We start from the raw sequence: 24,396 nt of genomic DNA on the forward strand, positions 1-24,396 counted from the left end.
CCGACCGTTAGGATTTCGACCATGGCGGCCACTGGATCCGAGAAGCAGGGGGCGACGGCGTACTACGTCTCGACCCCCATCTACTACGTCAACGACGCTCCTCACCTGGGCCACGCCTACACGACCGTCGCAGGCGACGTGCTCACGCGCTGGCACCGCCAGCGCGGCGAGAAGGTGTGGTACCTCACCGGCACGGACGAGCACGGTCAGAAGATCATGCGCACGGCCGAGGCGAACAACGTGACTCCCCAGGCCTGGGCGGACAAGCTCGTCGAGGAGGCGTGGAAGCCCCTCTGGGAGCATCTGAACATCGCGAACGACGACTTCATCCGGACGACGGAGAAGCGGCACACCGACCGGGTGCAGGAGTTCGTGCAGGACCTGTACGACAAGGACGAGATCTACAAGGGCGGGTACGAAGGCCCGTACTGCGTGGGCTGCGAGGAGTACAAGCTCCCGGGCGACCTGCTCGACGGCGAGGGCGACTTCGCCGGACAGAAGCTCTGCCCGATCCACAAGAAGCCGGTGGAGCTCCTCAAGGAGGAGAACTACTTCTTCAAGCTCAGCGCGTACGGCCCGAAGCTGCTGGAGTTCTACGCGGCGAACCCGGACTTCATCCAGCCCGAGTCGGCGCGCAACGAGATCGTGAACTTCGTCGAGCAGGGCCTGCAGGACCTGTCGATCTCGCGCTCCACCTTCGACTGGGGCGTCCCGGTCCCGTGGGACGACAAGCACGTCATCTACGTGTGGATCGACGCGCTCCTCAACTACGCGACGGCCGTGGGCTACGGCGCCAACCAGGAGAAGTTCGACGGTACGTTCCCGGCGAACGTGCACCTGATCGGCAAGGACATCCTCCGCTTCCACACGGTGATCTGGCCCGCGATGCTGATGGCGCAGGGTCTGCCGCTCCCCGGCAAGGTCGTCGCCAACGGCTGGCTGATGGTCGGCGGCGAGAAGATGTCGAAGTCGAACCTGACCGGCATCAAGCCGCAGGACCTGACCTCGCACTTCGGCGTGGACGCGTACCGCTGGTACTTCCTGCGGGCCATCGCGTACGGCAGCGACGGCTCGTTCTCCTGGGAGGACTTCTCCGCCCGCTACACCTCCGAGCTGGCCAACGACTACGGCAACCTCGCCTCGCGCGTGGCGGCGATGGTCGGCAAGTACTTCGGCGGCGCGCTGCCGGAGGCCACGGCCGCCGGTGACGCCGAGCGGGCCGTGCAGGAGGGCCTGGGGAAGGCCGTCGCCACGGCCGACCGGAAGATCGGTGAGGAGCTGGACTTCCAGTCCGGCATCCTGGCGATCTTCGACTTCGTGAAGCAGGTCAACGGCTACATCACGGAGCAGGAGCCGTGGAAGGTGGCCAAGGACACCACCCCCGAGGGCCAGGCCCGCCTGGCGACCATCCTCTACACGGCCGCCGAGTCGCTGCGCGGTGTCGCGGTCCTGCTCAACGCCGTGATGCCGGAGACCTCGCAGAGCCTGTGGGAGTCCCTGGGCGCCGAGGAGTCCCTGGGCGCCCTGGCCGACCAGAAGGTCCAGGACGCGGGCGTCTGGGGCACGCTCCCGGCCGGCGCGACGGTGACAAAGGGCGCGGTGCTGTTCCCGCGCCTGGAGGAGAAGCCGGCGTAACCGCTGACGTACGTACGTGAGGAGCCCGGGACCATGAACAGTGGTCCCGGGCTCCTCACGTACGGCGTCGGCTCACCGCTCCAGCGATTCCGCGTCCGCCATCACGATCACCGGGTTCATCGCCGGGTCCAAGGCGCGCAGCAGCTCCTCCATGTGCTCCTCCGGGATGGAGACGCAGCCCTGGGTGGGGCCGCCGTGGTCGACGTGGATCCAGATGCCGCCGCCGCGTTCGAGGCCGAGAGGGCGGGTGCGGTTGAGAGGGGTGACACCCTCCGTGCGGTTGTAGTTGATCGCGACGACGTAGTCGAAGGAGCCTTCCAGCGGCTCACCGAAGAAACCCACGCCGTCCACCGCGAACCGTGGGTGCTCGTCGTACGGGAGGAGCGCGCCCGGGTCCGGGAGGCGGCCGCCCGCGTCGGTGAGCGTGTAGACGCCCCTGGGGGACCTCAGGTCGCCGGCCACGTGGTGGTCGGTCCAGCCCTCCATGCCGTTGTGCGCGTCCCACGGCCCGGCGACCGGCGCCCACCCCTCAGCCGGGTCCTCGCGGCTGTAGAGCACCGCGCTGGACCGGTTGGCGTTCTCGTCCTCCCCGGTGACCACGAACGCCTGCCGGGCCTCCTCCGGGATCTCCGCACGCGTCTGCGGCCCGAGGCCCGGGATCTCCGCGGGGCTCGGCGCCTCCTCCACGGAGGGCGATGAGCGGCGTACGGAGGCGGCGTCGGACTCCGGGCCCGCGGCGCCCTGCCCGGGAGCGCCCACGGGGGCCTTCGTGGAGCCGGGGCCGGAGGTGCAGCCGGTGAGGAGCAGGGCCAGGACGAGGAGCGGCGCGGCGAGCAGGGCGGGCGGGCGGAGCGGGACGGACACGGTGGCGGGCTCCTCGGGTGACGGCGAACGGCGTGACGGGGTGGCACGCGGCGCGAGAGGGATGTCTCGGTACGAGAGAGGTGTCTCGGTGCCAGTCCTTGCCGCACCCGGCGCGGCCGAATCCGAACCGGGGCCATCCGGCTGTACCGCGTCGCCCGCCCGTCACCGGCTCGCGCGCTCCCCCAACGAAACAGCCCCCGATCGGGTGATCGGGGGCTGTTTCACGTGAAACATCCGCAGAGCGGGACCGTACGGACCCTACTTGTCGGCGGGCTTCTCCTGAGCGGGCTTCTCCTGAGCGGGCTTCTCCGACGCGCCCGCACCCTTCGCCGCGACCGGCTTCCGCAGCTGGATGTTCAGCTCGCGCAGGCGGGACTCGTCCAGCTCGGTCGGTGCGCCCATCATCAGGTCCTGGGCGTTGCCGTTGAGCGGGAAGGCGATCGTCTCGCGGATGTTGGGCTCGTCGGCCAGCAGCATCACGATGCGGTCGACGCCCGGCGCGATGCCACCGTGCGGCGGAGCGCCGAGGCGGAACGCGCGGAGCATGCCCGCGAACTCGTGCTCGACGGTCTCGCGGTCGTACCCGGCGATCTCGAAGGCCTTGAGCATCAGCTCGGGCTCGTGGTTACGGATGGCGCCCGAGGACAGCTCGATGCCGTTGCAGACGATGTCGTACTGCCAGGCGAGGATGGACAGCGGGTCCTTCTCCTCCAGGTCGGCGAGGCCGCCCTGGGGCATGGAGAAGGGGTTGTGCGAGAAGTCGATCTTGCCGGTCTCCTCGTCCTTCTCGTACATCGGGAAGTCGACGATCCAGCAGAACCGGAAGACGCCCTCCTCGAAGTGGCCGGCGCGCTTGGCGGCCTCGACCCGGACGGCCGACATGATCTTGGAGACCTCGTCGAACTCGCCGGCGCCGAAGAAGACCGCGTGGCCCGGGACCAGCGAGAGGCGCTCGGTGAGCGTCTTGACGTCGGTCTCGGTGAGGAACTTGGCGATCGGACCGGCCAGCGTGCCGTCCTCGCCCACCCGCACCCAGGCCAGGCCCTTGGCGCCGTGCTCGACGGCGTACTCACCGAGGCCGTCGAAGAACTTGCGGGACTGGCCCGCGGTGTCCGGGACGGGCAGCGCGCGGACGTGCTTGCCGGCGAAGGCCTTGAACCCGGAGTCGGCGAAGACGTCCGAGATGTCGACGAGCTCCAGCTTGGCGCGCAGGTCCGGCTTGTCGTTGCCGTACTTCAGCATCGACTCGCGGAACGGGATGCGCGGGAACGGCGAGGTGACCTCGCGGCCGTTGCCGAACTCGGTGAAGAGCTCGGTCATCAGCTTCTCGATCGGCTGGAAGACGTCCTCCTGCTCGACGAACGACATCTCCACGTCGAGCTGGTAGAACTCGCCCGGCGAGCGGTCCGCGCGCGCGTCCTCGTCGCGGAAGCAGGGCGCGATCTGGAAGTAGCGGTCGAAGCCCGAGATCATCAGCAGCTGCTTGAACTGCTGCGGGGCCTGCGGCAGCGCGTAGAACTTGCCGGGGTTCAGCCGGGACGGGACGACGAAGTCACGGGCGCCCTCGGGGGAGGTCGCGGTGAGGATCGGGGTCGCCATCTCGTTGAAGCCGAGCGCCACCATCTTGGAGCGGATGGAGGCGATCACGGCCGAGCGCAGCAGGATGTTGCGGTGCATGCGCTCGCGGCGCAGGTCGAGGAAGCGGTACTCCAGCCGCCGCTCCTCGTTGACGCCGTCCTCGGTGTTGATCGTGAAGGGCAGCGGGCCGGCCTCGCCGAGCACCTCGACCTCGGTGACCTCGATCTCGATCTCACCGGTCGGCAGCTCCGGGTTGACGTTCTCGGCACCGCGCGCGGAGACCTTGCCGTCGATCCGGACGACGGTCTCCTTGGTCAGCTTCGCCAGGGCCTCGTTGCCGGGCGTGCCGGGGCGGGCGACGAGCTGCACCAGACCGTAGTGGTCGCGCAGATCGATGAAGAGGATGCCGCCCAGGTCTCGGCGATTGTGCAGCCAGCCGCTCAGCCGGACGTCGGTGCCGACGTCAGAGGCGCGGAGCTCGCCGCAGGTGTGGGACCTGTACCGATGCATCGTCGTTCATCCAGTCTTCGCGGTTGGGGGTCGAATGAGCCACCCCAGGCTACCGCCCGGCGCCGCACCTCTTCATTTCCCTTTGCCACCCGCTCCCGGCCCGGGCCCGCACTCGGCTGCCTCTCGGTGGCGTGCGGAGAGCACATCTTCCTAAAGTGGGGCAATGCGCACCGAGGAAGTCCTGGCCGCGATCGCGACGGGCCTGTGGCGCTGGGACAACGCAGCCGGCACGGTCACGCTCGACGCGGAGGCGGCCCGGCTGCTCGGCCTGCCCGCCGAGCCCGGCAGCTACCGGGAGGCGGCGGTGCGCTCCCGTTTCCACCCGGTGGACTGGAACGAGATCTACGGGGTCGTGAACCTGGCCGTCGCCGAGGGCACCCTGGCCGAGGCCCGGCTGCGGATCGTGGACGAACGCGGGAAGGTGCTGCGTACCGTACGCAGTCGCTCCAAGCCGGTCGTCGCGGCGGGCGGGGAGCGGGAGAACTACGTGCTCATCGGCACCCTCCAGGAGGTGGCCGAGCCGCAGCTGGGCTCCACCGACGCCGCCCACACGCCGATCACCGGCGACTGGCGCAGGTCCCGGGAGGCGTTCCTGCTGGACGCCGGGCGGGCGCTGGCGGAGGCCCGGTCCACGGAGGAGGTGCTGCGGGTCGCGGCCTCCCTCTCCATGCCCGGCTTCTCCCCGGACGGCCTTGCGGTCTTCGGCTCGGCCGGGGAGCGGCTGACGATCATCGGCCACCACGGGCAGAGCGCGGGCGAGGAGGACCCGTTCACCGACATGCCCCTGGACACCGACTACCCGGCCGCCGAGGTCGTCCGTACGGGCCGCGCCATCTACCTCCCCTCCCCCGAGGAGTACCGCCGCCGCTACCCGGCCACCTGGCCGCTCGCCCGCCGCTTCGGCCGGCAGTCCTGGGCCTACCTGCCGCTGGTCTCCTCCGGCCGCACGATGGGCGCCTGGATGGCCGGGTTCCAGCACCCGGTGGGGTTCTCGCCGGACGAGCGCGCGGTGCTCACGACGGTCGCCCGGATGCTCGCGCAGGCGCTGGCGCGGGCCGGGGTCGCGGAGACCGAACGGGAGCTGTCGCTCGGGCTCCAGCGGTCGATGATGCCGACGCTGGGGCCGGACATCCCCGGCATGACGGTGGCGGCGCGGTACGTGCCGACCGGCGGCGGGCTCCAGGTGGGCGGCGACTGGTACGACATGATCCCGCTGCCCAACGGCCGGATCGCGCTGGTCATCGGTGACGTCCAGGGCCATGACGTACGGGCCGCCGGGCTGATGGGCCAGCTCCGCATCGCCCTGCGCGCGTACGCCTCCGAGGGCCACCGTCCGGACGCCGTGCTCGCGAGGGCCTCGCGCTTCCTCACCGGCCTGACCGACGCGTACGAGGGGGTGGCCGGCGACGACGAGCCCTCCGCGCCGCGCTTCGCGACCTGCCTGTACGCGGAGGTGGACCCGGACGCCGGAACGCTGGACATCGCCCGGGCGGGCCACCCGGACCCGGTGGTGGTGAGCGCGGACGGCACGGCGGTGATCCGGCAGACGGCGGGCGGGCTGCCGCTGGGCATCGAGACGGACTCCGACTACCCGACGACCCGGGTCGTCCTGGAGCCCGGCGAAACGATCATGCTCTGCACGGACGGGCTCATCGAGACCGGCGGCCACGACATGGCCACCGGCTGGGGCAGGCTCCGCCCGGTCCTGGAGGAGCCCACCGAGGACCTGGAGGAGATGGCGGACGCCCTGGTCCAGGCCGTGCACGGGCCGACCTCGCACTACACGACCGGGCCGCTGGCGGACCGCCGCGAGGACGACATCGCGGTGCTGGTGCTGCGGCGGGAGAGCGTACGGGCGCCGGAGACGCCGGCCCGGCGCAGCGTCCTGACGATCGCGCAGGCCGAGCCGGAGCGGATCTCGGTGGGCCGCCAGCTCGTACGGGAGCTGCTGCACGACTGGAAGGACCCGGAGCAGGTCGACTCGGCGGTCCTGATGGTCTCGGAGATGGCCACCAATGTGCTGGTCCACACGGACGGGGACGCGCTGATGGCGGCGGAGGTCTCCGGGGACCGGGGTGAGCGGCGGCTGCGGGTGGAGGTGGCCGACGCGAGCGACGAGCTGCCGCACAAGCGGCGGCCGGGGGAGATGGCGTCCAGTGGGCGGGGGCTGGTGCTGATGGAGATGCTGGCGGACGCGTGGGGGGTGGATCCCCGGGGGGAGGGGAAGTCGATCTGGTTCGAGCTGTACGAGTCGGCGGAGCCGGGGGAGTTGGGGGCGCTGTGAGGGGGCCGGGGCCCTGATGGCTGCGGGGCCTCCCCCGCGAGGGTTCCGTCCTCAAACGCCGGACGGGCTGGGATTGCTGCCCCCGGACGGGCTGGGGTTGCCCCCCGAACGGCGGCGCAGCTCGCCCAGGACGCCGAACGCCGCCGCGCACATCGGGACCGCCAGCAGCATGCCCATCAGGCCGGCCACGCTCGCGCCCGCCGTCAGCGCGATCATGATCATCGCCGGGTGCATCTGCACCGTACGGCTCTGGATCATCGGCTGGAGCACATGGCCCTCCAGCACCTGGACCGCGAGCACCACCCCCAGCGCCCACAGCGCGATCACGAACCCCCGGTCGGCCAGTGCGACCAGCACGGAGACGGCGCCGGAGAGGAAGGCGCCGAGGTACGGGATGTAGGCGCCGACGAAAACCAGCGCGCCCAGCCCCACCGCTCCCGGCACATCCAGGATCAGCAGGCCCACCGTGATGCACACGGCGTCGATCAGCGCGATGAACGTGGTGCCGCGCATGAACCCCTCGACGGCCTCGAACGCCCGGCGCCCCATCGCCTCCACCAGGTCACCGGTGCCGCGCGGGGCCACCGCGTGCGCGAGGTCCACCGCCCGGTCGGAGTCGCGGAGGAAGAAGAAGGTCAGCAGCAGCGCCAGCACGCTGGTCGCCACCAGCGTGCCGACCAGGCTGATCCCGCTGAGCAGGCCCCCCGCCGCGCTCGCGCCGAACTTCTCGACCAGGTTCCTGGCGTTCTCGGCGAGGCTGTCGACGTCGGTGTTGCCGCCGATGTCCAGGTGGTCGACGACCCACTGTCCGGCGTCCTTCAGGGAGCAGACGATCTGGTCGCCGGAGTCGACGAGGGCGGTGACCACGATGTACCCGGCGCCGCCCACCACCGCGACGAGCGCCGCGCAGGTGAGTCCGGCGGCCAGCGACCGGTTGAGGCGGCGGGCGATGAGCCAGCGGTGTACGGGGCCGAGCAGCGCGGTGCCGAGGAGGGCCAGCAGCACCGGCGTGACCGCCGTCTTGAGGGCGACGACCAGCCAGACCCCGACGGCGGCGACGCCCACGACCAGCAGGACGACACCGCACCAGGCGGCCGTGCGGCGGGCGCCGTCGGGCAGGAGGGGCTTGGAAGCAGGCACCCTCCCACCCGATCACGGTGTACGTCGGCGGGCCCGCCCGCCGCCACCGTATGGGTGACGGGGCGTCATAAAGGACGCCGGGCGGACCGTACGCCGCGATGTCACATGCCGTGGACCGCCGGGACCGTGCCGAGGCGGCCCGCCTGGAAGTCCTCGAAGGCCTGCTTCAGCTCGGCCTGACTGTTCATCACGAACGGCCCGTAGTGCGCCATCGGCTCCCGGATCGGGCGGCCGCCGAGGAGGACGACCTCCAGGTCCGGGGTGTTCCCGTCCTGCTTCTCGTCCGCGCGCACGGTCAGCGAACCGCCGCTGCCGAACACCGCGGTCTGCCCGAGGCGGATCGGCCGGCGCTCCTGGCCGACCGTGCCGCGCCCGGCCAGGACGTACGCGAGGCCGTTGAAGTCCTCGCGCCAGGGCAGGGTCACCTCGGCGCCGGGCCGGACGGTGGCGTGGATCATCGTGATCGGGGTGTGGGTGATGCCGGGGCCCTGGTGCCCGTCGAGCTCACCGGCGATGACCCGGAGCAGGGCGCCGCCGTCCGGGGAGGCGAGGAGCTGGACCTCGCCGCCGCGGATGTCCTGGTAGCGCGGGTTCATCATCTTGTCGGCCTTGGGCAGGTTCACCCAGAGCTGGAGGCCGTGGAAGAGCCCGCCGGACATCACCAGCGACTCCGGCGGCGCCTCGATGTGCAGCAGCCCCGACCCGGCGGTCATCCACTGGGTGTCGCCGTTCTCGATGGTGCCGCCGCCACCGTTGGAGTCCTGGTGGATGAAGGTGCCGTCGATCAGGTACGTGACGGTCTCGAAGCCGCGGTGCGGGTGCCAGGGCGTGCCTTTCGGCTCACCGGCGGCGTACTCCACCTCACCCATCTGGTCCATCATGATGAACGGGTCGAGGTGCTGGTAGTTGATCCCCGCGAACGCGCGGCGGACCGGGAAGCCCTCACCTTCGAACCCGGTCGGCGCCGTGGTGACGGCGAGCACGGTACGGGCCACGGCGTCACCCGAAGCGGCCACCTTGGGCAGGGTCAGCGGGTTGTCGACGGTCACTGCGGGCATGGGAGCCACCTCCGGGCGAGTCTGCTGCAATGAATTTAGTTGAATGGTGAACATCCTGCAAGGCGTGCGGCATTCCCGAGGCACCCCCGGGGCGCTCCCGGCAACACAAAGGGCCCGCGCCACTCCTGGCGCGGACCCTGGTCCGAACGATGAACCCGCAGGTCAGCGACCCACGACCTCGGAACTCCTACCCGTACATCCGCCGCATCGCGAAGTCGACCATCTGTTCGACCGCCTTGGCGTCGAAGACCATCCGGTGGTCGCCCTCCATGTCCAGGACGAAGCCGTATCCCGTGGGCAGCAGGTCGATCACCTCGGCGCCGGTGATCACGAAGTACTTGGACTCCTTGCCCGCGTAGAGCCGCAGCTCCTTGAGCGTGGTGAACATCGGGATCACCGGCTGCTGCGTGTTGTGCAGCGCCAGGAAGCCGGGGTTGTCGCCGCGCGGGCAGTAGACCTTCGACGTGGCGAAGATCTGCTGGAAGTCCTCGGCGGAGAGGGAGCCGGTGGTGAAGGCCCGTACCGCGTCGGCCAGGGAGGGCGGGGAGGGCTCGGGGTACAGCGGCTGCTCGCCGTAGCCGCCGCCCATCTGCCCCATCTGGCCCATCTGACCCATCTGCTGCTGAGCACCAGGGTTCTGGTCGTAGCCGTACATGCTGCAAAGAGTAATCGGACACATCTACGGCTTGAGGGGTTGCGCCTTATTACTGACGGGTAGCATCATCGTAGAGGTCAGCTGATACACCCGCGTCTGTCTGTACCGAACGCTGTACCGCCGCCTGCCTGTCGCCCGACCCGCATCACTCCCCGGGGCGCTGCGCGCCACTGCTATTGATTACGGAGCCTTCCCATGGGGCACTACAAGTCGAATCTCCGCGACATCGAGTTCAACCTCTTCGAGGTGCTCGGGCGCGACAAGCTGTACGGCACCGGTCCGTTCGCGGAGATGGACGTCGACACCGCGAAGAGCATCCTGGAGGAGATCGCCCGCCTCGCGGAGAACGAGCTCGCCGACTCCTTCGCCGACGCCGACCGCAACCCGCCGGTCTTCGACCCGGAGACCAACACCGCGCCGGTCCCGGAGAGCTTCAGGAAGTCGTACCAGTCCTTCATGGACTCGGAGTACTGGCGCCTGGGCCTGCCCGAGGAGATCGGCGGCACCACCGCGCCCCGCTCCCTGATCTGGGGCTACGCGGAGCTGCTGCTCGGCGCCAACCCGGCCGTGTGGATGTACTCCTCCGGTCCGGCCTTCGCGGGCATCCTCTTCGAGGAGGGCACCGAGGAGCAGAAGAAGGTCGCGGAGATCGCCGTCGAGAAGCAGTGGGGCTCGACGATGGTGCTGACCGAGCCGGACGCCGGCTCCGACGTCGGCGCCGGCCGCTCGAAGGCCGTGCAGCAGGAGGACGGCTCCTGGCACATCGAGGGTGTGAAGCGCTTCATCACCTCGGGCGAGCACGACATGTCCGAGAACATCCTCCACTACGTGCTGGCCCGCCCCGAGGGCGCCGGCCCCGGCACCAAGGGCCTCTCGCTCTTCCTGGTCCCGAAGTACCACTTCGACTGGACCACCGGTGAGCTGGGCGAGCGCAACGGCGTGTACGCGACGAACGTCGAGCACAAGATGGGCCTCAAGGCCTCCAACACCTGCGAGATGACCTTCGGCGACCGCCACCCCGCCAAGGGCTGGCTCATCGGCGACAAGCACGACGGCATCCGCCAGATGTTCCGCATCATCGAGTTCGCCCGGATGATGGTCGGCACGAAGGCCATCGCCACCCTCTCCACGGGCTACCTGAACGCGCTGGAGTACGCCAAGGAGCGCGTCCAGGGAACGGACCTGTCGCAGTTCATGGACAAGACGGCGCCCAAGGTCACCATCACGCACCACCCCGACGTGCGCCGCTCGCTCATGACGCAGAAGGCGTACGCCGAGGGCATGCGCTCCCTCGTGCTGTACACGGCCACCGTCCAGGACGCGATCCAGGAGAAGGAGGCCGCGGGCGAGGACGCCAAGGCGCTCAACGGCCTCAACGACCTGCTGCTCCCGATCGTGAAGGGGTACGGCTCCGAGAAGTCCTACGAGCAGCTGGCGCAGTCGCTCCAGACGTTCGGCGGCTCGGGCTACCTCCAGGAGTACCCGGTCGAGCAGTACATCCGGGACGCCAAGATCGACACCCTCTACGAGGGCACGACGGCGATCCAGGGCCAGGACTTCTTCTTCCGGAAGATCGTCCGCGACCAGGGCGTCTCGCTCAACACGCTCTCCGAGGAGATCAAGAAGTTCCTCGCGGGCGCCCAGGGCAACGAGGAGCTGGCCCCCGCGCTGGACTCGCTCGCCAAGGCGGCCGTGGACCTGGAGGCGATCGTCGGCACGATGATCACCGACCTCACCGCGACCGGCGAGGACGTCAAGAACATCTACAAGGTCGGCCTCAACACGACCCGCCTCCTGATGGCCTCCGGCGACGTCGTCGTCGGCTACCTGCTCCTCAAGGGCGCGACCGTGGCCGCCGAGAGGCTGCCGACCGCCTCCGCCAAGGACGTGGCCTTCTACCAGGGCAAGATCGCCGCCGCGAAGTTCTTCGCCGCGAACATCCTGCCGGGCGTCTCGGCCGAGCGCGCGCTCGCCGAGACCGTCGACAACTCGCTGATGGAGCTGGACGAGGCGTCCTTCTAGGACCTCGCCCGACTCCTCGGTACGTCAAGAGCGCCGCCACCCGGAATTCGTTCGGGTGGCGGCGCTGTCGTATCAGCTGGGTACGCTGAGTGCACGGGCCAGGATCCCTTCCATGGGAGGAACCATGACCGCCGAGGCACAGTCCGAAGCGTCGCAGCTGCGGCGCGCCAACCCCGGGTGGCCGGTCCCGCCACCGGACGGCTACACCGTGGACGATTTCTTCACGCTTGATGACCTCCCGCCGCACACAGAGCTGATCGACGGGAGCCTGGTTTTCGTGAGTCCGCAGCGGAAGTTCCACACGCTGGCCATGTATCTGTTGGAGCAAGGGCTGCGGCAGCATGTCCCCAACGACCTGCGCGTGCGTCGCGAGATGGCCGTCGTGCTCGGCAAGCGCAACGCCCCGGAGCCCGACCTCCTCGTGGTGACCGCAGCCGCCGACGGCGACCAGCGGACCACCCGCTATCAGGCCGCCGACGTCCTCCTCGCCGTAGAGGTCGTCTCCCCCGACTCCGAGGACCGCGACCGGGACACTAAGCCGCACAAGTACGCGACGGCGGGCATCAAGCACTTCTGGCTCGTCGAGATGACCGGCGAGAACGACCGCCCCATGGTCATCACCTACGAACTGGATCCGGTCAACAAGACGTACGTCTCCACGGGCGTCCACCACGACCGCCTCAAGCTCTCCGCGCCGTACGACATCGACATCGACCTGACCGCGATCGACGAGCTGTAGCCCCCGGGGCACCACCCCACCGGTCACCGGATTCCGGACCTGGCTGTCTCGATACAGTGAAGACCATGAGTTCTCGCCACCGGTTCGACCGTGCGCACACCGATGATCTGATGACCTTCCTGGCGGCGAGCCCGTCCCCGTACCACGCCGTGGCCAACGCGGCCGCCCGGCTGGAAGTGGCCGGATTCCGTCAGGTCGAGGAGACCGACGCCTGGGACGCGAGCACCGGCGGGAAGTACGTGCTCCGCGGCGGGGCGATCATCGCCTGGTACGTGCCGGATGGCGCGGCCGCGCACACCCCGTTCCGGATCGTCGGCGCGCACACCGACTCCCCGAACCTGCGGGTCAAGCCGCTGCCCGACACCGAGTCGCACGGCTGGCGGCAGGTCGCCGTCGAGGTCTACGGCGGCACGCTGCTGAACACCTGGCTCGACCGGGACCTGGGCCTGGCCGGCCGGATCTCGCTGCGGGACGGCACCGACCGGCTCGTCAACATCGACCGGGCGCTGCTGCGGGTGCCGCAGCTGGCCGTGCACCTGGACCGGTCGGCCAACACCGACGGCCTCAAGCTCGACCGGCAGCGCCACATGCAGCCGATCTGGGGTCTCGGCGAGGTGGCCGAGGGTGACCTGATCCGCTTCGTCGCCGAGGAAACGGGCGTCGACTCGGAGGACGTCACCGGCTGGGACCTCATGCCGCACCCCGTCGAGCCGCCGTCCTACCTCGGCCGGGACCGCGAGCTGGTCGCCGGGCCACGGATGGACAACCTCCTCTCCGTGCACGCCGCGACCGCCGCCCTGGCCGCCGTCGCCCAACTGCCCGACGGCGAACTCCCGTACATCCCCGTGCTTGCCGCCTTCGACCACGAGGAGAACGGCTCCCAGTCCGACACCGGCGCCGACGGGCCGCTGCTGGGCACGGTGCTGGAGCGCTCGGTCTTCGCCCGGGGCGGTACGTACGAGGACCGCGCCCGCGCCTTCGCCGGGACGGTCTGCCTCTCCTCCGACACCGGCCACGCCGTGCACCCCAACTACGCCGAGCGGCACGACCCGACGCACCACCCGGTCGCCAACGGCGGGCCGATCCTCAAGGTCAACGTCAACATGCGGTACGCCACCGACGGCAGCGGCCGCGCGGTGTTCGCCGCCGCCTGCGAGAAGGCGGGCGTGCCGTGGCAGACGTTCGTCTCCAACAACTCGATGCCGTGCGGCACGACGATTGGCCCGATCACCGCCGCCCGGCACGGCATCATGACCGTGGACATCGGGGTCGCGATCCTCTCCATGCACAGTGCGCGGGAACTGTGCGGCGCCGACGACCCGTATCTGCTGGCCAACGCGCTCACGGCGTTCCTGACGGACTGACACCAGCGTTCAACGTCCGCCTCGCACATGGTTGTTGCCGGGCCGGGTACCCGACCCGTACACCGGTCCGGATACACCGGATCGTCGAGGAGGCGGGAATCATGGGACTCGGAGGATGCATTCTTCTGATCGGTGGTGGCGCGATCCTGGCGTTCGCGACCGACTGGAAGGTGGACACCGTCAATGTCGACCTGGTCGGCTGGATCATGATGCTCGTCGGCCTCATCGGGGTCTTCGTCTACATGAGCATCGCGCGCCGTCGGCGCATGGTCGTGCCGCCGACCACCACGGTCGTGCAGGACGACCAGACCCGCTACCACTGACCGAGGCGGGCAAGGACGGGTCCTTGCCCGCCCGGCCGTCGGCGTGCGGCCTCAGCCCTGCTCGTCCATCCCTGCCAGCACCAGCGGCAGCCGGGGCGTTCCCTCAGCGGTCACGCGGACGGGGACGCCCCAGTCCTGCTGGTGGACGTGGCAGGCCGGGTACTCGTTGGCCGGGTCGTCGTCGCAGGACGCCGCCATCGCGGAGACGTGCAGCACGCCTTCGGTGACCCCGTCCGCGAGGACCAGGTCGCGCCCGAGGTCCGTGCCCGCGCCGGAGCCCTCGGCGAGCAGCTCGGGCGGGGTGGCGGAGACCAGCAGCCGGGTGGAGGGGCCGTATCGGGTGTCCAGCTTCTGGCCCGCGGGCGCCTGGAAGACCACGTCGAGGCGGAGCGTGCCCGGCGCGATCTCGGTGGCGGCGCGCTGGGTGCGGTGCGCCTGCTCGGCGACGCGTACGGCCTCCTCCGGCAGCCGGAGGCGGGTGAGGCGGTGGCGGGCCGACTCGACGACGACCAGGTCGCCGTCGACCAGCACCGCGTCACTGGGCTCGCGGACGTCGGTGGCGAGCGTGGTGACCTCGTCGGTGGCGGGGTCGTACCGGCGCAGCGCGTGGTTGTACGTGTCCGAGACCGCCACGGACCCGTCGGGCAGCGCGGTCACGCCGATCGGGTGCTGGAGGAGCGCCTGGGCGGCGGCGCCGTCACGGTGGCCGAAGTCGAAGAGACCGGTGCCGACGGCGGTGTGCACATGCTCGTCCCGGTCGACCCAGCGCAGCGCGGAGGTCTCGGAGTCCGCGACCCAGAGCCGCTCCCCGTCGGCGGAGACCGCGAGCCCGGACGGCTGCGCGAACCAGGCCTCGGCGGCGGGCCCGTCGACCAGGCCCTCGTTGGTGGTCCCGGCGGCGACCCGTACGGTCCCGGCCTCGGGGTCGTACGTCCACAGCTGGTGCACGCCCGCCATGGCGATCCACAGCCGGTCACCGAACCAGGCCAGGTCCCACGGCGAGGAGAGGTCCACCTCGCGCGCCGGCCCGCTGGTCGGGTTCCCCTGCCACCACTGGCGGCCGGTCCCGGCGAGGGTCATGACCACGCCGGTCGTGAGGTCCAGGGCGCGGATCGCGTGGTTGACGGTGTCCGCGACGGCGATACGGCCGTCGGGCAGCACGGCCAGCCCCTGCGGTTCGCTGAACCGGGCCTCGTCCGGGCCGCCGTCGCTCAGCCCGCGCTCACCGGTGCCGAAGTGGCGCCGTACCGTCTCGCCGTCCGCGTCCAGCTCGACCAGGCGGTGCCGGGTGGTGTCGGAGACCAGGAAGCCGCCGTCGGGCAGGAGCAGCGCCTTGCCCGGGAAGCGGAGGTGTGTGGCGACGGGCTCGGGCGCCACGTACGGGCCGTCGCCGCGGCGGAGCGTCCCCTTGGCCGCGTGCTCGGCCTCCAGCTCCGCGACCAGCTTCTCGATGGCGTGCGCATGGCCCTCGCCGGCGTGCTGGGCGACGACATAACCCTCGGGATCGATGACGACGAGCGTCGGCCAGGCCCGTACGGCGTACTGCTTCCAGGTGGCCAGCTCGGGGTCGTCGAGCACCGGGTGGTGGACCTCGTACCGCTCGACGGCGTCGACGACGGCCTGGTGCTCGGCCTCGTGGACGAACTTCGGCGAGTGGACGCCGATGATCACCACGGTGTCGCGGTGCTTCTCCTCCAGCTCCCGCAGCTCATCGAGGACATGCAGGCAGTTCACACAGCAGAAGGTCCAGAAATCGAGGATGACGATGCGTCCTCGCAGTTCGGAGAGGGTGTACTGCCGGTCGCCTGTGTTGAGCCAGCCGCCCTTGCCGATGAGTTCGGGAGCGCGGACGCGTGCACGTGTTGCCATGCCACCAGTCAACACCGCCACCGCCTGCGCGCATTCCGCCGGGGGCCGGGGGAACCTGTGTCGCATGAGACTTCTCGTACGTGAGCGCCTGTTCTCCATCGGTGACGACTACTGGATCGAGGACGACGAGGGCCGCAAGGTCTTCCTGGTCGACGGCAAGGCCATGCGGCTCCGCGACACCTTCGAGCTGAAGGACGCCGACGGCCGGGTCCTCGTCGAGCTGCGCCAGAAGCTGGTCAGCCTGCGCGACACCATGCTCATCGAGCGCGGCGGTGAAGAGCTGGCCAAGGTCAAGCGCAAGCGGCTCTCGCTGCTCCGCAACCACTACCGGGTGACCCTGGTGGACGGTACGGAGATGGACGTCAGCGGCAAGATCCTGGACCGCGAGTTCGCCATCGAGTACGACGGTGAGCTGCTGGCCCAGATCTCGCGGCGCTGGCTGACGCTCCGGGACACGTACGGCATCGATGTGGTCCGGGAGGACGCGGATGTCTCGCTGCTGATCGCCGTGGCGATGTGCGTGATTGTGCTGGCGGACAAGGAGAGCGGGGGCTGATCGCCTTGTCGGGTGCGGGAGTTCGTTGTTTCACGTGAAACAGGGCGTTTCACGTGAAACATGGCCGACCCTGGGTCAGGTGCGTGCCGCCGCCCGCCGGTCCGCCTGGACGAAGGCGGCCGCGGAGAGGACGACGGTGGCCGCGAAGGACACCGCGAGCGTGGGGTTGAGCCAGGGCGGGACGCCACCGGTGAACTCCCGGCCGTCGGTGGTGCGGCACCGGACGCGCGGCGGCATGAACTGCACCTGTTGCGCGTCCACCCGAGCGCCTTCCGGCACGTCGCGGCACAGGTGCATGGGCGTGGAGTCCGCTCCCGATCCGACCTGGCCGGCCGCCAGGCCGACGAGCAGGACGCCGAAGAGGTAGAGGACCACCGTGACCACGGCGGCGAAGATCGCCGTGCCACGGAGGAGCGTCGATTCGGCACCGCGCGGTTCAGCCATGGCGCTCACCGTAAGCAAGCGCCCCAACCCCGTATAGGGCAGCCCTCAGACCGGCGGCGCGAGCCCCAGCCTGCGGTCCTTCAGCGCCGGGAACTGCTCCCGCGTCGCGCCGACCTTCGACGGGTCGAACTCCACGGTCAGGATCTCCTCGTCCGCGCCGGCCTCGGCGAGCACCTCGCCCCAGGGGTCGACGACGATGCTGTGACCGGCCTGCGGGACGTCGGCGTGCGTGCCCGAGGTGCCGAGAGCGAGGACGTACGCCTGGTTCTCGACGGCACGGGCCTGCGCGAGGAGCGTCCAGTGGGAGCGGCGGCGCTCGGGCCAGCCCGCCGACACGACGAGCGTCTCGGCGCCCGCGTCGACGAGCCCGCGGAACTGCTCCGGGAAGCGCAGGTCGTAGCAGGTGGCCAGGCCCAGCATGGTCTGCGGCAGAGCCACGGTCACCAGCTCCTCGCCGGCACCCATCATGACCGCTTCGCCCTTGTCGAAGCCGAAGCGGTGGATCTTGCGGTAGACGGCCGCGCGCTCGCCGTCGGGCGAGAAGACGAGGGCGGTGTTGTAGAGGGTGCCGCCCGCCGCGCGCTCCACGAACGATCCCGCGTGCAGCCAGACCCCGGCCTCGGCGGCCGCCTTCGCCATCACCTCGTGGGTCGGTCCCTGGAGCGGCTCGGCCTCCTGCTCGAAGACGGTGTAGGCGAACGCGCCGACCGGCCAGAGCTCGGGCAGGACCACCAGGTCGGAGCCGCGCTGGCCGACCACCAGAGAGGCCACCCGCTCGCGGCGGGACTCGACGGATTCGTCCGGGTCTACTGCGATCTGGATGAGGGAGGCGCGCACACTACCACCGTCCTGGCATTCAAGCCGTCAACACGGGCCTACGATCGTCACACGAAAGCACTGCCGGGGTGCCTGCTCGCAGCGTAACTTAGGCGACTGAACCTCCACGTAGCCCGCAGCCCGCAGCCCGCAGCCCGCAGCCCACGACAGCGTCGTCCGTGCCGGCCCGCCAGCCGGCACACCCTGCTCTCCAGCCCATGCACCGAAGAACCGCCGAGGGGTCCCGTGACCGTCCATCCCAGCCTCCAGACCTACGCCGACTCCGCGACCCACTCCATCGAAGCGATAGCCGACCTGGTCAAGCCGCTCGCGGAGGGGGAGTGGAACCGCCGCACGCCGTGCCCGGGATGGTCGGTGCGGGACATCGTGTCGCACGTCATCGGCATGGAGTGCGAGATGCTCGGCGACCCGCGGCCCATCCACACGCTGCCGCGCGACCTGTACCACGTACAGAGTGACTTCGCCCGCTACATGGAGATGCAGGTCGACGTCCGGCGCCACCACACCGCGCCCGAGATGACGTCCGAGCTGGAGTACGTCCTCATCCGCCGCGCCCGGCAGCTCCGCAACGAGTCCCGCGCCCCCGAGACGACGGTCCGCGCACCGCTCGGCGCCGAGCAGACCCTCGAAGTGGCGTACAACATGCGGGCCTTCGACGTCTGGGTGCACGAGCAGGATCTGCGGACGACGCTCGGCCAGCCGGGCAACCTCGACTCCCCCGGCGCGCACATCACCCGGGACGTCCTGCTCACCGCGCTGCCGAAGGTGGTCGCCAAGGACGCGGGCGCGCCGGCCAACTCGGCCGTGGTGCTGGACGTGCACGGCCCGATGGAGTTCCTGCGGACGGTACGGGTCGACGCGGAGGGCCGCGGCTCGATAGACGGTTCGCCGTCGCTGGGCCCGGCCGTGACGCTCTCGATGGACTGGGAGACGTACGTACGCCTCGCCTGCGGCCGGGTCCGTCCGGCGGCCGTGGCCGACCGGATCAAGGCCGAGGGGGACCAGGAGCTGGCCACGGCGATCCTGGACCACTTCGCCGTCACCCCGTAGTTCCCCCGTCTCGGCGGCGCCCGCCCCGGATCTCACGGACGGACGGGCGGGCGCGCCGCCGCCGGGCGCACGGCCGCGTGGATCACGCGGGCACGTGCACGGCCTCCACCCGGCTGACCACATGGTGGTCGCGTTCCCTGAGCGCCGCACGGCGGCGCAGCCGCAGGATCTGGGCGACGCCGAGCGCCTCCAGGACGAAGACCGAGGCGAAGGCGATCCGGTAGTTGCCGCCCGTGGTGTCCAGCAGCACACCCACGGCGAACAGCGTCGTCATGGAGGCGATGAACCCGCCCATGTTGACGATCCCCGACGCGGTCCCCTGACGCTCCGGCGGATTGGCCGGCCGGGCGAAGTCGAAGCCGACCATCGAGGCGGGACCGCAGGTGCCGAGCACCACGCACAGGACGGTCAGCAGCCAGAGCGGGGTGTGATCGGCCGGATAGAAGATCGCGCACGCCCAGAGCAGGGCGGTCGTCGCGACCGTGCCGAGCGCGATGGGCGCCCGCGCCTCGTTGTGGCGGGCGATGATCTGCCCGTAGACGAGCCCCACCACCATGTTGGAGAGCACCACCAGCGTGAGCAGCGTGCCGGCCGTCCCCCTGCTCAGCCCCTGCGCCTCCACCAGGAACGGCATCCCCCAGAGCAGCAGGAACACCATCGCCGGGAACTGCGTGGTGAAGTGCACCCACATCCCGAGCCGTGTGCCCGGCTCCCGCCAGGCGGCCGCGATCTGCTTGCGTACGTACGCACCGCCCGCGTGCTCGGCGGGCGGCGGCTCGTGGCCCTCGGGGTGGTCCTTGAGGAACAGGAGCAGCGGGACGAGCACGACGACCCCCGCCAGCGCACTGCCGACGAAGGTCGTCGTCCAGCCGAAGCTGTGCAGCGCCCGCGCGATGAAGAGGGTCGAGACGAGGTTGCCCGCCATCCCGAACAGCGCGGCGACCTGGCCGATCAGCGGGCCGCGCCGGGCCGGGAACCAGCGGCTGCCGAGCCGCAGCACGCTGATGAACGTCATCGCGTCACCGCAGCCGAGCAGGGCGCGGGCGGCGAGCGCCATCCCGTACGACGGCGAGAGCGCGAACCCGAGCTGTCCGACCGTGAAGAGGACGGCGCCGATGGTGAGGACCCGCTTGGTGCCGAGCCGGTCGACCATCAGCCCCACGGGTATCTGCATGCCCGCGTAGACGAGGAGCTGGAGGATGGAGAAGGTCGACAGAGCCGAGGCGTTGACGTCGAACCGGTCGGCGGCGTCGAGACCGGCCACGCCCAGGCTCGTACGGAAGATGATGGCGACGAAGTAGACGGCGACGCCGATGCCCCACACCCAGGCGGCGCGCCGGCCCCCGGCTGGATCGCCGGGCAGGGAGAGCGTGGGGGCTGCGGCCGAACTCACCGGTCCTCACCCCGCACCAGCACCCGTACGCGGCTGACGTGGCGCCGCACGACCTGCGCGGCCTCCTCGGCGTTCCCGCCCCGGATCGCCTCCAGCAGCTCGCTGTGCTCGGTGATGTTGGCCTCGATCCTGCCCGGATGCGCCTCCATCACCGCGACACCCATCCGCAGCTGGCGGTCGCGCAACTGGTCGTAGAGACGCGAAAGAATCTCGTTCCCCGCGTTCTTGACGATCTCGGCATGGAAACAGCGGTCCTTGACGGCCACCTCCGCCAGATCTCCGACCTCGGCCAGCTGCCGCTGCTCCTCCAGAAGCTGTTCGAGCCGCGCGATCAACTGAGGTGACGCGGGAACAGCTTTACGCGCCGCGAACTCCTCCACCAGCAGCCGGGTCTCCACCACGTCCTTGATCTCCTGTGCGGAGACGGCCAGCACGAGGGCGCCCTTCTTGGGATAGAGCTTGATCAGCCCCTCGACCTCCAGCCGCAGCAAGGCCTCCCGCACCGGCGTCCGCGACACCCCTACGGCGTCCGCGAGCCCGCCTTCGGTGAGCAGCGTCCCGCCCTCGTAGCGACGGTCCAGCACCGCCTCCTTGATGTGCGCGTAGACACGCTCGGCGGCGGGCGCCTGCTTGAGGGAGGTGGTCGTCGGCTGTACGGGGGCGGTGGCTGCGGCAGGCATGCGCACAGCATAGATACAACATGCACGCATGGAGGAGGGGCGTCCGGATTCTGGACCGGCCCGGAGCGGCAGCCTCCAGGGACGCGCGGAAGACGGCGTTCGGAGCCGGGTACATGAACGCGCATCAGTTTCCCCGGGGTAAGGTCCGGAGGCTTCATACGGCCAAGGTCAAGGCTGCGCAAATTCACCCGTTCGGTAACGCATCCATTGGCCCGCCCCAGGAGTCTCACCACCGAGCGGCACCCATATGTGGCCGCACATCAGGGGCATTTGGAGCGTTCAGTTGAAAATCGGGATCAAGCGCATCAATCGCGTGACCATCACGAGCACCGTGGCTCTCACCGCGGGTGCGGTGCTGGCGAGCGGCGCCTTCGCTTCGACGGCGCAGGCTGCCACCGCGCCGCCGGTTCCGACGATCGTCGCCAAGGGCGGCTTCGTGATGAACAGCGCCACCGGCGCGTCGCTCTACGGCAAGGCCGCGGACACCCGCCGCTCCACCGGATCCACCACGAAGATCATGACCGCGCTCGTGGTGCTCCAGCAGAAGAATGTGAACCTCAACACCAAGGTCACGGTCCAGAAGGCGTACAGCGACTACATCGTCTCGAAGAACGCCTCGTCCGCCCGGCTCATCGTCGGCGACAAGGTCACCGTCCGCCAGCTCCTCTACGGCCTGATGCTCCCGTCCGGCTGCGACGCCGCGTACGCGCTGGCCGACAAGTTCGGCACCGGCTCCACGCGTGCGGCCCGCGTGAAGTCGTTCATCGGCAAGATGAACACCACGGCCAAGAGCCTCAAGCTGAAGAACACCAACTTCGACTCCTTCGACGGCATAAGCAGTGGGAAGAACTACTCGACCCCCCGCGACCTGACGCTCATCGCCCGCCAGGCGATGAAGAACGCCACGTTCCGCGCGCTCGTCAAGACCAAGTCGACGAAGCAGAAGGTCACCACGAAGAGCGGTGGCTACCGCTACATGTCGTGGACCAACACCAACAAGATGCTCAGCAGCTACAGCGGCGCGCTCGGCGTGAAGACGGGTTCCGGCCCTACCGCGAAGTACTGCCTGGTCTTCGCCGCGACGCGCAACGGCAAGACGGTCATCGGTACGGTGCTCACGTCGACCAGCGAGACGACGCGCACGGCCGACGCGAAGAAGCTCATGGACTACGGGTTCAAGAAGTAGCCCGCAGGCGTTGTACGGCAAGGGGCCCGGCCCGCACGGTGTGTGCGGGCCGGGCCCCTTGCCGTTCGTACGGCGTACGGGCCTACGGCTGCTGTCGGCGCAGGTCGGCCGTGAAGGCGCCCCAGGCGGCGGGCGCGAGGGTGACGACGGGGCCGTGGGGGGCGCTTGGAGTCGCGGACGGCGACGGTGCGGGGGAGGTTGCGGGCGACCTCGACGCACTCACCGTTGCCGCTGCTGTAGCTGGACTTGACGAACTCGAAGCGGTGCACGACTACAACTCCTTGCGAATACGCCCTATCAGAGCGATGGAATCGCGGGGAGCGAGTCCGTTTCAAGCAGCCCCGGAATGAAGGCCCCTTGCCAGGTCCTGACCCCCGTCGCGATGTCTTCGAGCGCAACGTACTCGACGAGCGAACGCAGCTCCGGGTACTGGTTCCGCCAACCCTCATCGTCAGCGAGTTGGCCACCAACGCCCTGCTCCACGGCGCCATCCGAGGACGTCTCTTCCGGGTCCACCTCACGCTCACCGAGTTCGTCCTCCGCGTCGCCGTCAGGGATCCGCGGGGCGAGCGGCTGCCCTGCCTCCGGCAGCCCGACGGTGACGACCGCTACGGGCGCGGGCTCCTGATCGTCGCTCAGCTCGCCGACCGGTGGGGCGTCGAGCCCCGTACCGTCGGCAAATCCGTGTTCGCCGAGCTCTCCGTACGGTGAGCAGGCCGTGGACATGGCGGTGGGCCCGTACGTTCGGGAAACGTACGGGCCCACCGGCGAATCGCTACGCCCAGGTGATCAGGCGCTTCGGCTGTTCCAGGATCGCCGCCACATCGGCCAGCACCTTGGAGCCGAGCTCGCCGTCGACCAGGCGGTGGTCGAACGACAGGGCCAGCGTAGTGACCTGACGCGGCTTCACCTTGCCCTTGTGCACCCACGGCTGGAGCTTGATCGCGCCGACCGCCAGGATCGCGGACTCGCCCGGGTTCAGGATCGGGGTGCCGGTGTCGACGCCGAAGACGCCGACGTTGGTGATCGTCACCGTGCCGCCCGCCATCGCCGCCGGGGACGTCTTGCCGTCCCGCGCCGTGGTGACCAGCTCGCCCAGGGCCTCCGCCAGCTGCGGCAGCGTCTTGTCGTGCGCGTCCTTGATGTTCGGCACGATCAGACCGCGCGGGGTGGCCGCCGCGATGCCCAGGTTGACGTAGTGCTTCTGCACGATCTCCTGGTTGGCCTCGTCCCAGGCCGCGTTGACCTCGGGATTCCGCTTGATCGCGACCAGGAGGGCCTTGGCGATGACCAGGAGCGGGTTGACCCGCACCCCCGCCATCTCCTTGTCTTCCTTCAGCTCCGCGACCAGCTTCATCGTGCGCGTCACGTCGACCGTCACGAACTCGGTGACGTGCGGCGCGGTGAAGGCCGAGCCGACCATCGCCTGCGCGATCGCCTTGCGGACCCCCTTGACCGGGATGCGGGTCTCGCGAGCCGAAGCCGACGCGGCCGAAGCCGTCGCGGCCGGGGCCTCGGCGACCACAGGAGCCGGAGCCGTAGGAGCCACAGCCTCAGCAGCCGCCGGACCCGCCGGAGCCGCCGCCGCGTGGACGTCCTCGCGGGTGATGATGCCGTCCTTGCCGGTCGGCACCACCGTCGCCAGGTCGATCCCCAGGTCCTTCGCCAGCTTCCGTACCGGCGGCTTCGCCAGCGGACGGGTGACCGGAGTTTCCGGAGCAGCCGACGCACCGTGGCCGTTCAGCTCCGCCTGCACCGCCGCCGCCACCGCAGCCGTCTCCGGAGCAGCCGCACCCTTGCGCGGGCGGCGCTTCGTGGAGGACTCCGCGACCCCGTAACCGACCAGGACCGGCGTACGGCCCTTCGGTTCCTCGGCCGGGGCGGCAGGCTCGTCCACCGGTTCCTGCACCGGTGCCGGAGCGGGGGCCGCGTCGTCGCTCCCCGGCGCCACGTCCACCGTGATGATCACCTGGCCGACATCGACCGTCGTGCCCTCGCCGAAGCGCAGCTCGTGCACCACGCCGTCGAACGGGATCGGCAGCTCCACCGCCGCCTTCGCCGTCTCGACCTCGCACACGACCTGGCCGTCGGTGACCGTGTCACCGGGCTGGACGAACCACTTGAGGATCTCGGCCTCGGTGAGCCCCTCGCCCACGTCGGGCATCTTGAACTCGCGGAAGCGAGCGGACGTCTGTGTCATCGTCGTCAC

21 protein-coding genes and 1 pseudogene are annotated in these 24,396 nt (G+C 70.1%); 10 read left to right on the plus strand and 12 right to left on the minus strand.

All coding sequences use genetic code 11. The annotated features are described in order from the left end of the window. Window positions 1-21 precede the first annotated feature (21 nt). Window positions 22-1,635 (plus strand): methionine--tRNA ligase, encoded by a 1,614-nt coding sequence (metG, locus tag ACQP09_RS16645; RefSeq protein WP_433400256.1) that lies wholly within the window; start codon window positions 22-24, stop codon window positions 1,633-1,635. 72 nt (window positions 1,636-1,707) lie between these two features. Here metG and ACQP09_RS16650 read toward each other — a convergent pair whose 3' ends face one another. Further along, entirely contained in the window at window positions 1,708-2,499 is a 792-nt protein-coding gene (locus ACQP09_RS16650) for a L,D-transpeptidase family protein (protein WP_433400259.1), read from the minus strand. 258 nt (window positions 2,500-2,757) lie between these two features. Further along, window positions 2,758-4,587: an aspartate--tRNA ligase gene (aspS, locus tag ACQP09_RS16655; protein WP_433400262.1), complete on the minus strand. Its 1,830-nt coding sequence runs from the start codon at window positions 4,585-4,587 to the stop codon at window positions 2,758-2,760. A 163-nt stretch (window positions 4,588-4,750) separates the two neighbouring features. Between aspS and ACQP09_RS16660 the strand changes: the two genes are divergently transcribed. Next, window positions 4,751-6,871, plus strand: coding sequence for an ATP-binding SpoIIE family protein phosphatase (locus tag ACQP09_RS16660; RefSeq protein ID WP_433400265.1), 2,121 nt, complete (start codon window positions 4,751-4,753; stop codon window positions 6,869-6,871). A gap of 51 nt (window positions 6,872-6,922) precedes the next feature. On the opposite strand, the gene ACQP09_RS16665 is transcribed toward ACQP09_RS16660, so the two are convergent. The 3 genes from ACQP09_RS16665 to ACQP09_RS16675 form a co-directional block, all read right to left on the minus strand. After that, a complete protein-coding gene (locus ACQP09_RS16665) occupies window positions 6,923-8,011 on the minus strand; it encodes an AI-2E family transporter (RefSeq protein ID WP_433400268.1) in 1,089 nt (362 codons plus the stop codon). Between the two features lie 101 nt (window positions 8,012-8,112). Continuing rightward, the gene (locus ACQP09_RS16670; protein WP_433400271.1) at window positions 8,113-9,069 is read right to left on the minus strand and encodes a pirin family protein; all 957 of its coding nucleotides are present in this window, start codon (window positions 9,067-9,069) and stop codon (window positions 8,113-8,115) included. Window positions 9,070-9,256: 187 nt separating this feature from the next. Further along, complete coding sequence (locus ACQP09_RS16675) at window positions 9,257-9,724, minus strand: SseB family protein (RefSeq protein ID WP_007447855.1); 468 nt, start codon at window positions 9,722-9,724, stop codon at window positions 9,257-9,259. A 195-nt stretch (window positions 9,725-9,919) separates the two neighbouring features. Between ACQP09_RS16675 and ACQP09_RS16680 the strand changes: the two genes are divergently transcribed. From ACQP09_RS16680 to ACQP09_RS16695, 4 genes are all read left to right on the plus strand, one after another. Beyond that, window positions 9,920-11,746 (plus strand): acyl-CoA dehydrogenase, encoded by a 1,827-nt coding sequence (locus ACQP09_RS16680; RefSeq protein ID WP_433400274.1) that lies wholly within the window; start codon window positions 9,920-9,922, stop codon window positions 11,744-11,746. 112 nt (window positions 11,747-11,858) lie between these two features. After that, the gene (locus tag ACQP09_RS16685) at window positions 11,859-12,485 is read left to right on the plus strand and encodes a Uma2 family endonuclease (protein WP_433400277.1); all 627 of its coding nucleotides are present in this window, start codon (window positions 11,859-11,861) and stop codon (window positions 12,483-12,485) included. A gap of 65 nt (window positions 12,486-12,550) precedes the next feature. Beyond that, complete coding sequence (locus ACQP09_RS16690) at window positions 12,551-13,849, plus strand: M18 family aminopeptidase (protein WP_433400280.1); 1,299 nt, start codon at window positions 12,551-12,553, stop codon at window positions 13,847-13,849. 101 nt (window positions 13,850-13,950) lie between these two features. Continuing rightward, a complete protein-coding gene (locus ACQP09_RS16695) occupies window positions 13,951-14,172 on the plus strand; it encodes a DUF6458 family protein (RefSeq protein WP_018513955.1) in 222 nt (73 codons plus the stop codon). Between the two features lie 51 nt (window positions 14,173-14,223). Here the strand turns inward: ACQP09_RS16695 and ACQP09_RS16700 are convergent, their stop codons facing one another. Next, window positions 14,224-16,041, minus strand: coding sequence for a thioredoxin-like domain-containing protein (locus ACQP09_RS16700; protein WP_433400283.1), 1,818 nt, complete (start codon window positions 16,039-16,041; stop codon window positions 14,224-14,226). Window positions 16,042-16,105: 64 nt separating this feature from the next. On the opposite strand from ACQP09_RS16700, the gene ACQP09_RS16705 reads away from it, so the two are divergent. Then, entirely contained in the window at window positions 16,106-16,597 is a 492-nt protein-coding gene (locus ACQP09_RS16705; RefSeq protein WP_432151221.1) for an LURP-one-related/scramblase family protein, read from the plus strand. 75 nt (window positions 16,598-16,672) lie between these two features. On the opposite strand, the gene ACQP09_RS16710 is transcribed toward ACQP09_RS16705, so the two are convergent. Next, entirely contained in the window at window positions 16,673-17,041 is a 369-nt protein-coding gene (locus ACQP09_RS16710; RefSeq protein ID WP_433400286.1) for a hypothetical protein, read from the minus strand. A gap of 45 nt (window positions 17,042-17,086) precedes the next feature. Beyond that, entirely contained in the window at window positions 17,087-17,878 is a 792-nt protein-coding gene (locus ACQP09_RS16715; protein WP_433400288.1) for a carbon-nitrogen family hydrolase, read from the minus strand. 225 nt (window positions 17,879-18,103) lie between these two features. Here ACQP09_RS16715 and ACQP09_RS16720 point away from each other — a divergent pair, with 225 nt between their 5' ends. Next, entirely contained in the window at window positions 18,104-18,928 is an 825-nt protein-coding gene (locus ACQP09_RS16720; RefSeq protein WP_433400291.1) for a maleylpyruvate isomerase family mycothiol-dependent enzyme, read from the plus strand. 82 nt (window positions 18,929-19,010) lie between these two features. Here the strand turns inward: ACQP09_RS16720 and ACQP09_RS16725 are convergent, their stop codons facing one another. Further along, the gene (locus ACQP09_RS16725; RefSeq protein ID WP_433400294.1) at window positions 19,011-20,321 is read right to left on the minus strand and encodes an MFS transporter; all 1,311 of its coding nucleotides are present in this window, start codon (window positions 20,319-20,321) and stop codon (window positions 19,011-19,013) included. Then, the gene (locus ACQP09_RS16730) at window positions 20,318-21,001 is read right to left on the minus strand and encodes a GntR family transcriptional regulator (RefSeq protein WP_433400297.1); all 684 of its coding nucleotides are present in this window, start codon (window positions 20,999-21,001) and stop codon (window positions 20,318-20,320) included. Before ACQP09_RS16730 ends, ACQP09_RS16725 begins: the two co-directional genes overlap by 4 nt. A gap of 283 nt (window positions 21,002-21,284) precedes the next feature. On the opposite strand from ACQP09_RS16730, the gene ACQP09_RS16735 reads away from it, so the two are divergent. Continuing rightward, window positions 21,285-22,187 carry a D-alanyl-D-alanine carboxypeptidase family protein gene (locus tag ACQP09_RS16735; protein WP_433400300.1) on the plus strand — a complete coding sequence of 301 codons (903 nt, stop codon included), beginning with the start codon at window positions 21,285-21,287 and terminating at the stop codon, window positions 22,185-22,187. A gap of 82 nt (window positions 22,188-22,269) precedes the next feature. Here the strand turns inward: ACQP09_RS16735 and ACQP09_RS16740 are convergent. Beyond that, window positions 22,270-22,456, minus strand: a pseudogene (locus ACQP09_RS16740) (DUF397 domain-containing protein). Window positions 22,457-22,544: 88 nt separating this feature from the next. On the opposite strand from ACQP09_RS16740, the gene ACQP09_RS16745 reads away from it, so the two are divergent. Next, the gene (locus ACQP09_RS16745; protein ID WP_433400303.1) at window positions 22,545-22,898 is read left to right on the plus strand and encodes an ATP-binding protein; all 354 of its coding nucleotides are present in this window, start codon (window positions 22,545-22,547) and stop codon (window positions 22,896-22,898) included. A 64-nt stretch (window positions 22,899-22,962) separates the two neighbouring features. Here the strand turns inward: ACQP09_RS16745 and ACQP09_RS16750 are convergent, their stop codons facing one another. Continuing rightward, window positions 22,963-24,396, minus strand: a complete 1,434-nt coding sequence (locus ACQP09_RS16750) for a dihydrolipoamide acetyltransferase family protein (protein WP_433400306.1) — start codon at window positions 24,394-24,396, stop codon at window positions 22,963-22,965.

Origin of the sequence: Streptomyces sp. CA-146814, from assembly GCF_050942385.1 — a bacterium.
Lineage (GTDB): Bacteria > Actinomycetota > Actinomycetes > Streptomycetales > Streptomycetaceae > Streptomyces.

Bases quoted from the DNA above. Each gene is read 5' to 3' on its own strand.
- ACQP09_RS16680 (WP_433400274.1), top strand. From the start codon at position 9,920: ATGGGGCACTACAAGTCGAATCTCCGCGACATCGAGTTCAACCTCTTC.
- ACQP09_RS16685 (WP_433400277.1), top strand. From the start codon at position 11,859: ATGGGAGGAACCATGACCGCCGAGGCACAGTCCGAAGCGTCGCAGCTG.
- ACQP09_RS16695 (WP_018513955.1), top strand. From the start codon at position 13,951: ATGGGACTCGGAGGATGCATTCTTCTGATCGGTGGTGGCGCGATCCTG.
- ACQP09_RS16690 (WP_433400280.1), top strand. From the start codon at position 12,551: ATGAGTTCTCGCCACCGGTTCGACCGTGCGCACACCGATGATCTGATG.
- ACQP09_RS16730 (WP_433400297.1), bottom strand. From the start codon at position 21,001: ATGCCTGCCGCAGCCACCGCCCCCGTACAGCCGACGACCACCTCCCTC.
- ACQP09_RS16700 (WP_433400283.1), bottom strand. From the start codon at position 16,041: ATGGCAACACGTGCACGCGTCCGCGCTCCCGAACTCATCGGCAAGGGC.
- metG (WP_433400256.1), top strand. From the start codon at position 22: ATGGCGGCCACTGGATCCGAGAAGCAGGGGGCGACGGCGTACTACGTC.
- ACQP09_RS16675 (WP_007447855.1), bottom strand. From the start codon at position 9,724: ATGTACGGCTACGACCAGAACCCTGGTGCTCAGCAGCAGATGGGTCAG.
- ACQP09_RS16710 (WP_433400286.1), bottom strand. From the start codon at position 17,041: ATGGCTGAACCGCGCGGTGCCGAATCGACGCTCCTCCGTGGCACGGCG.
- ACQP09_RS16670 (WP_433400271.1), bottom strand. From the start codon at position 9,069: ATGCCCGCAGTGACCGTCGACAACCCGCTGACCCTGCCCAAGGTGGCC.
- ACQP09_RS16705 (WP_432151221.1), top strand. From the start codon at position 16,106: ATGAGACTTCTCGTACGTGAGCGCCTGTTCTCCATCGGTGACGACTAC.
- ACQP09_RS16660 (WP_433400265.1), top strand. From the start codon at position 4,751: ATGCGCACCGAGGAAGTCCTGGCCGCGATCGCGACGGGCCTGTGGCGC.
- aspS (WP_433400262.1), bottom strand. From the start codon at position 4,587: ATGCATCGGTACAGGTCCCACACCTGCGGCGAGCTCCGCGCCTCTGAC.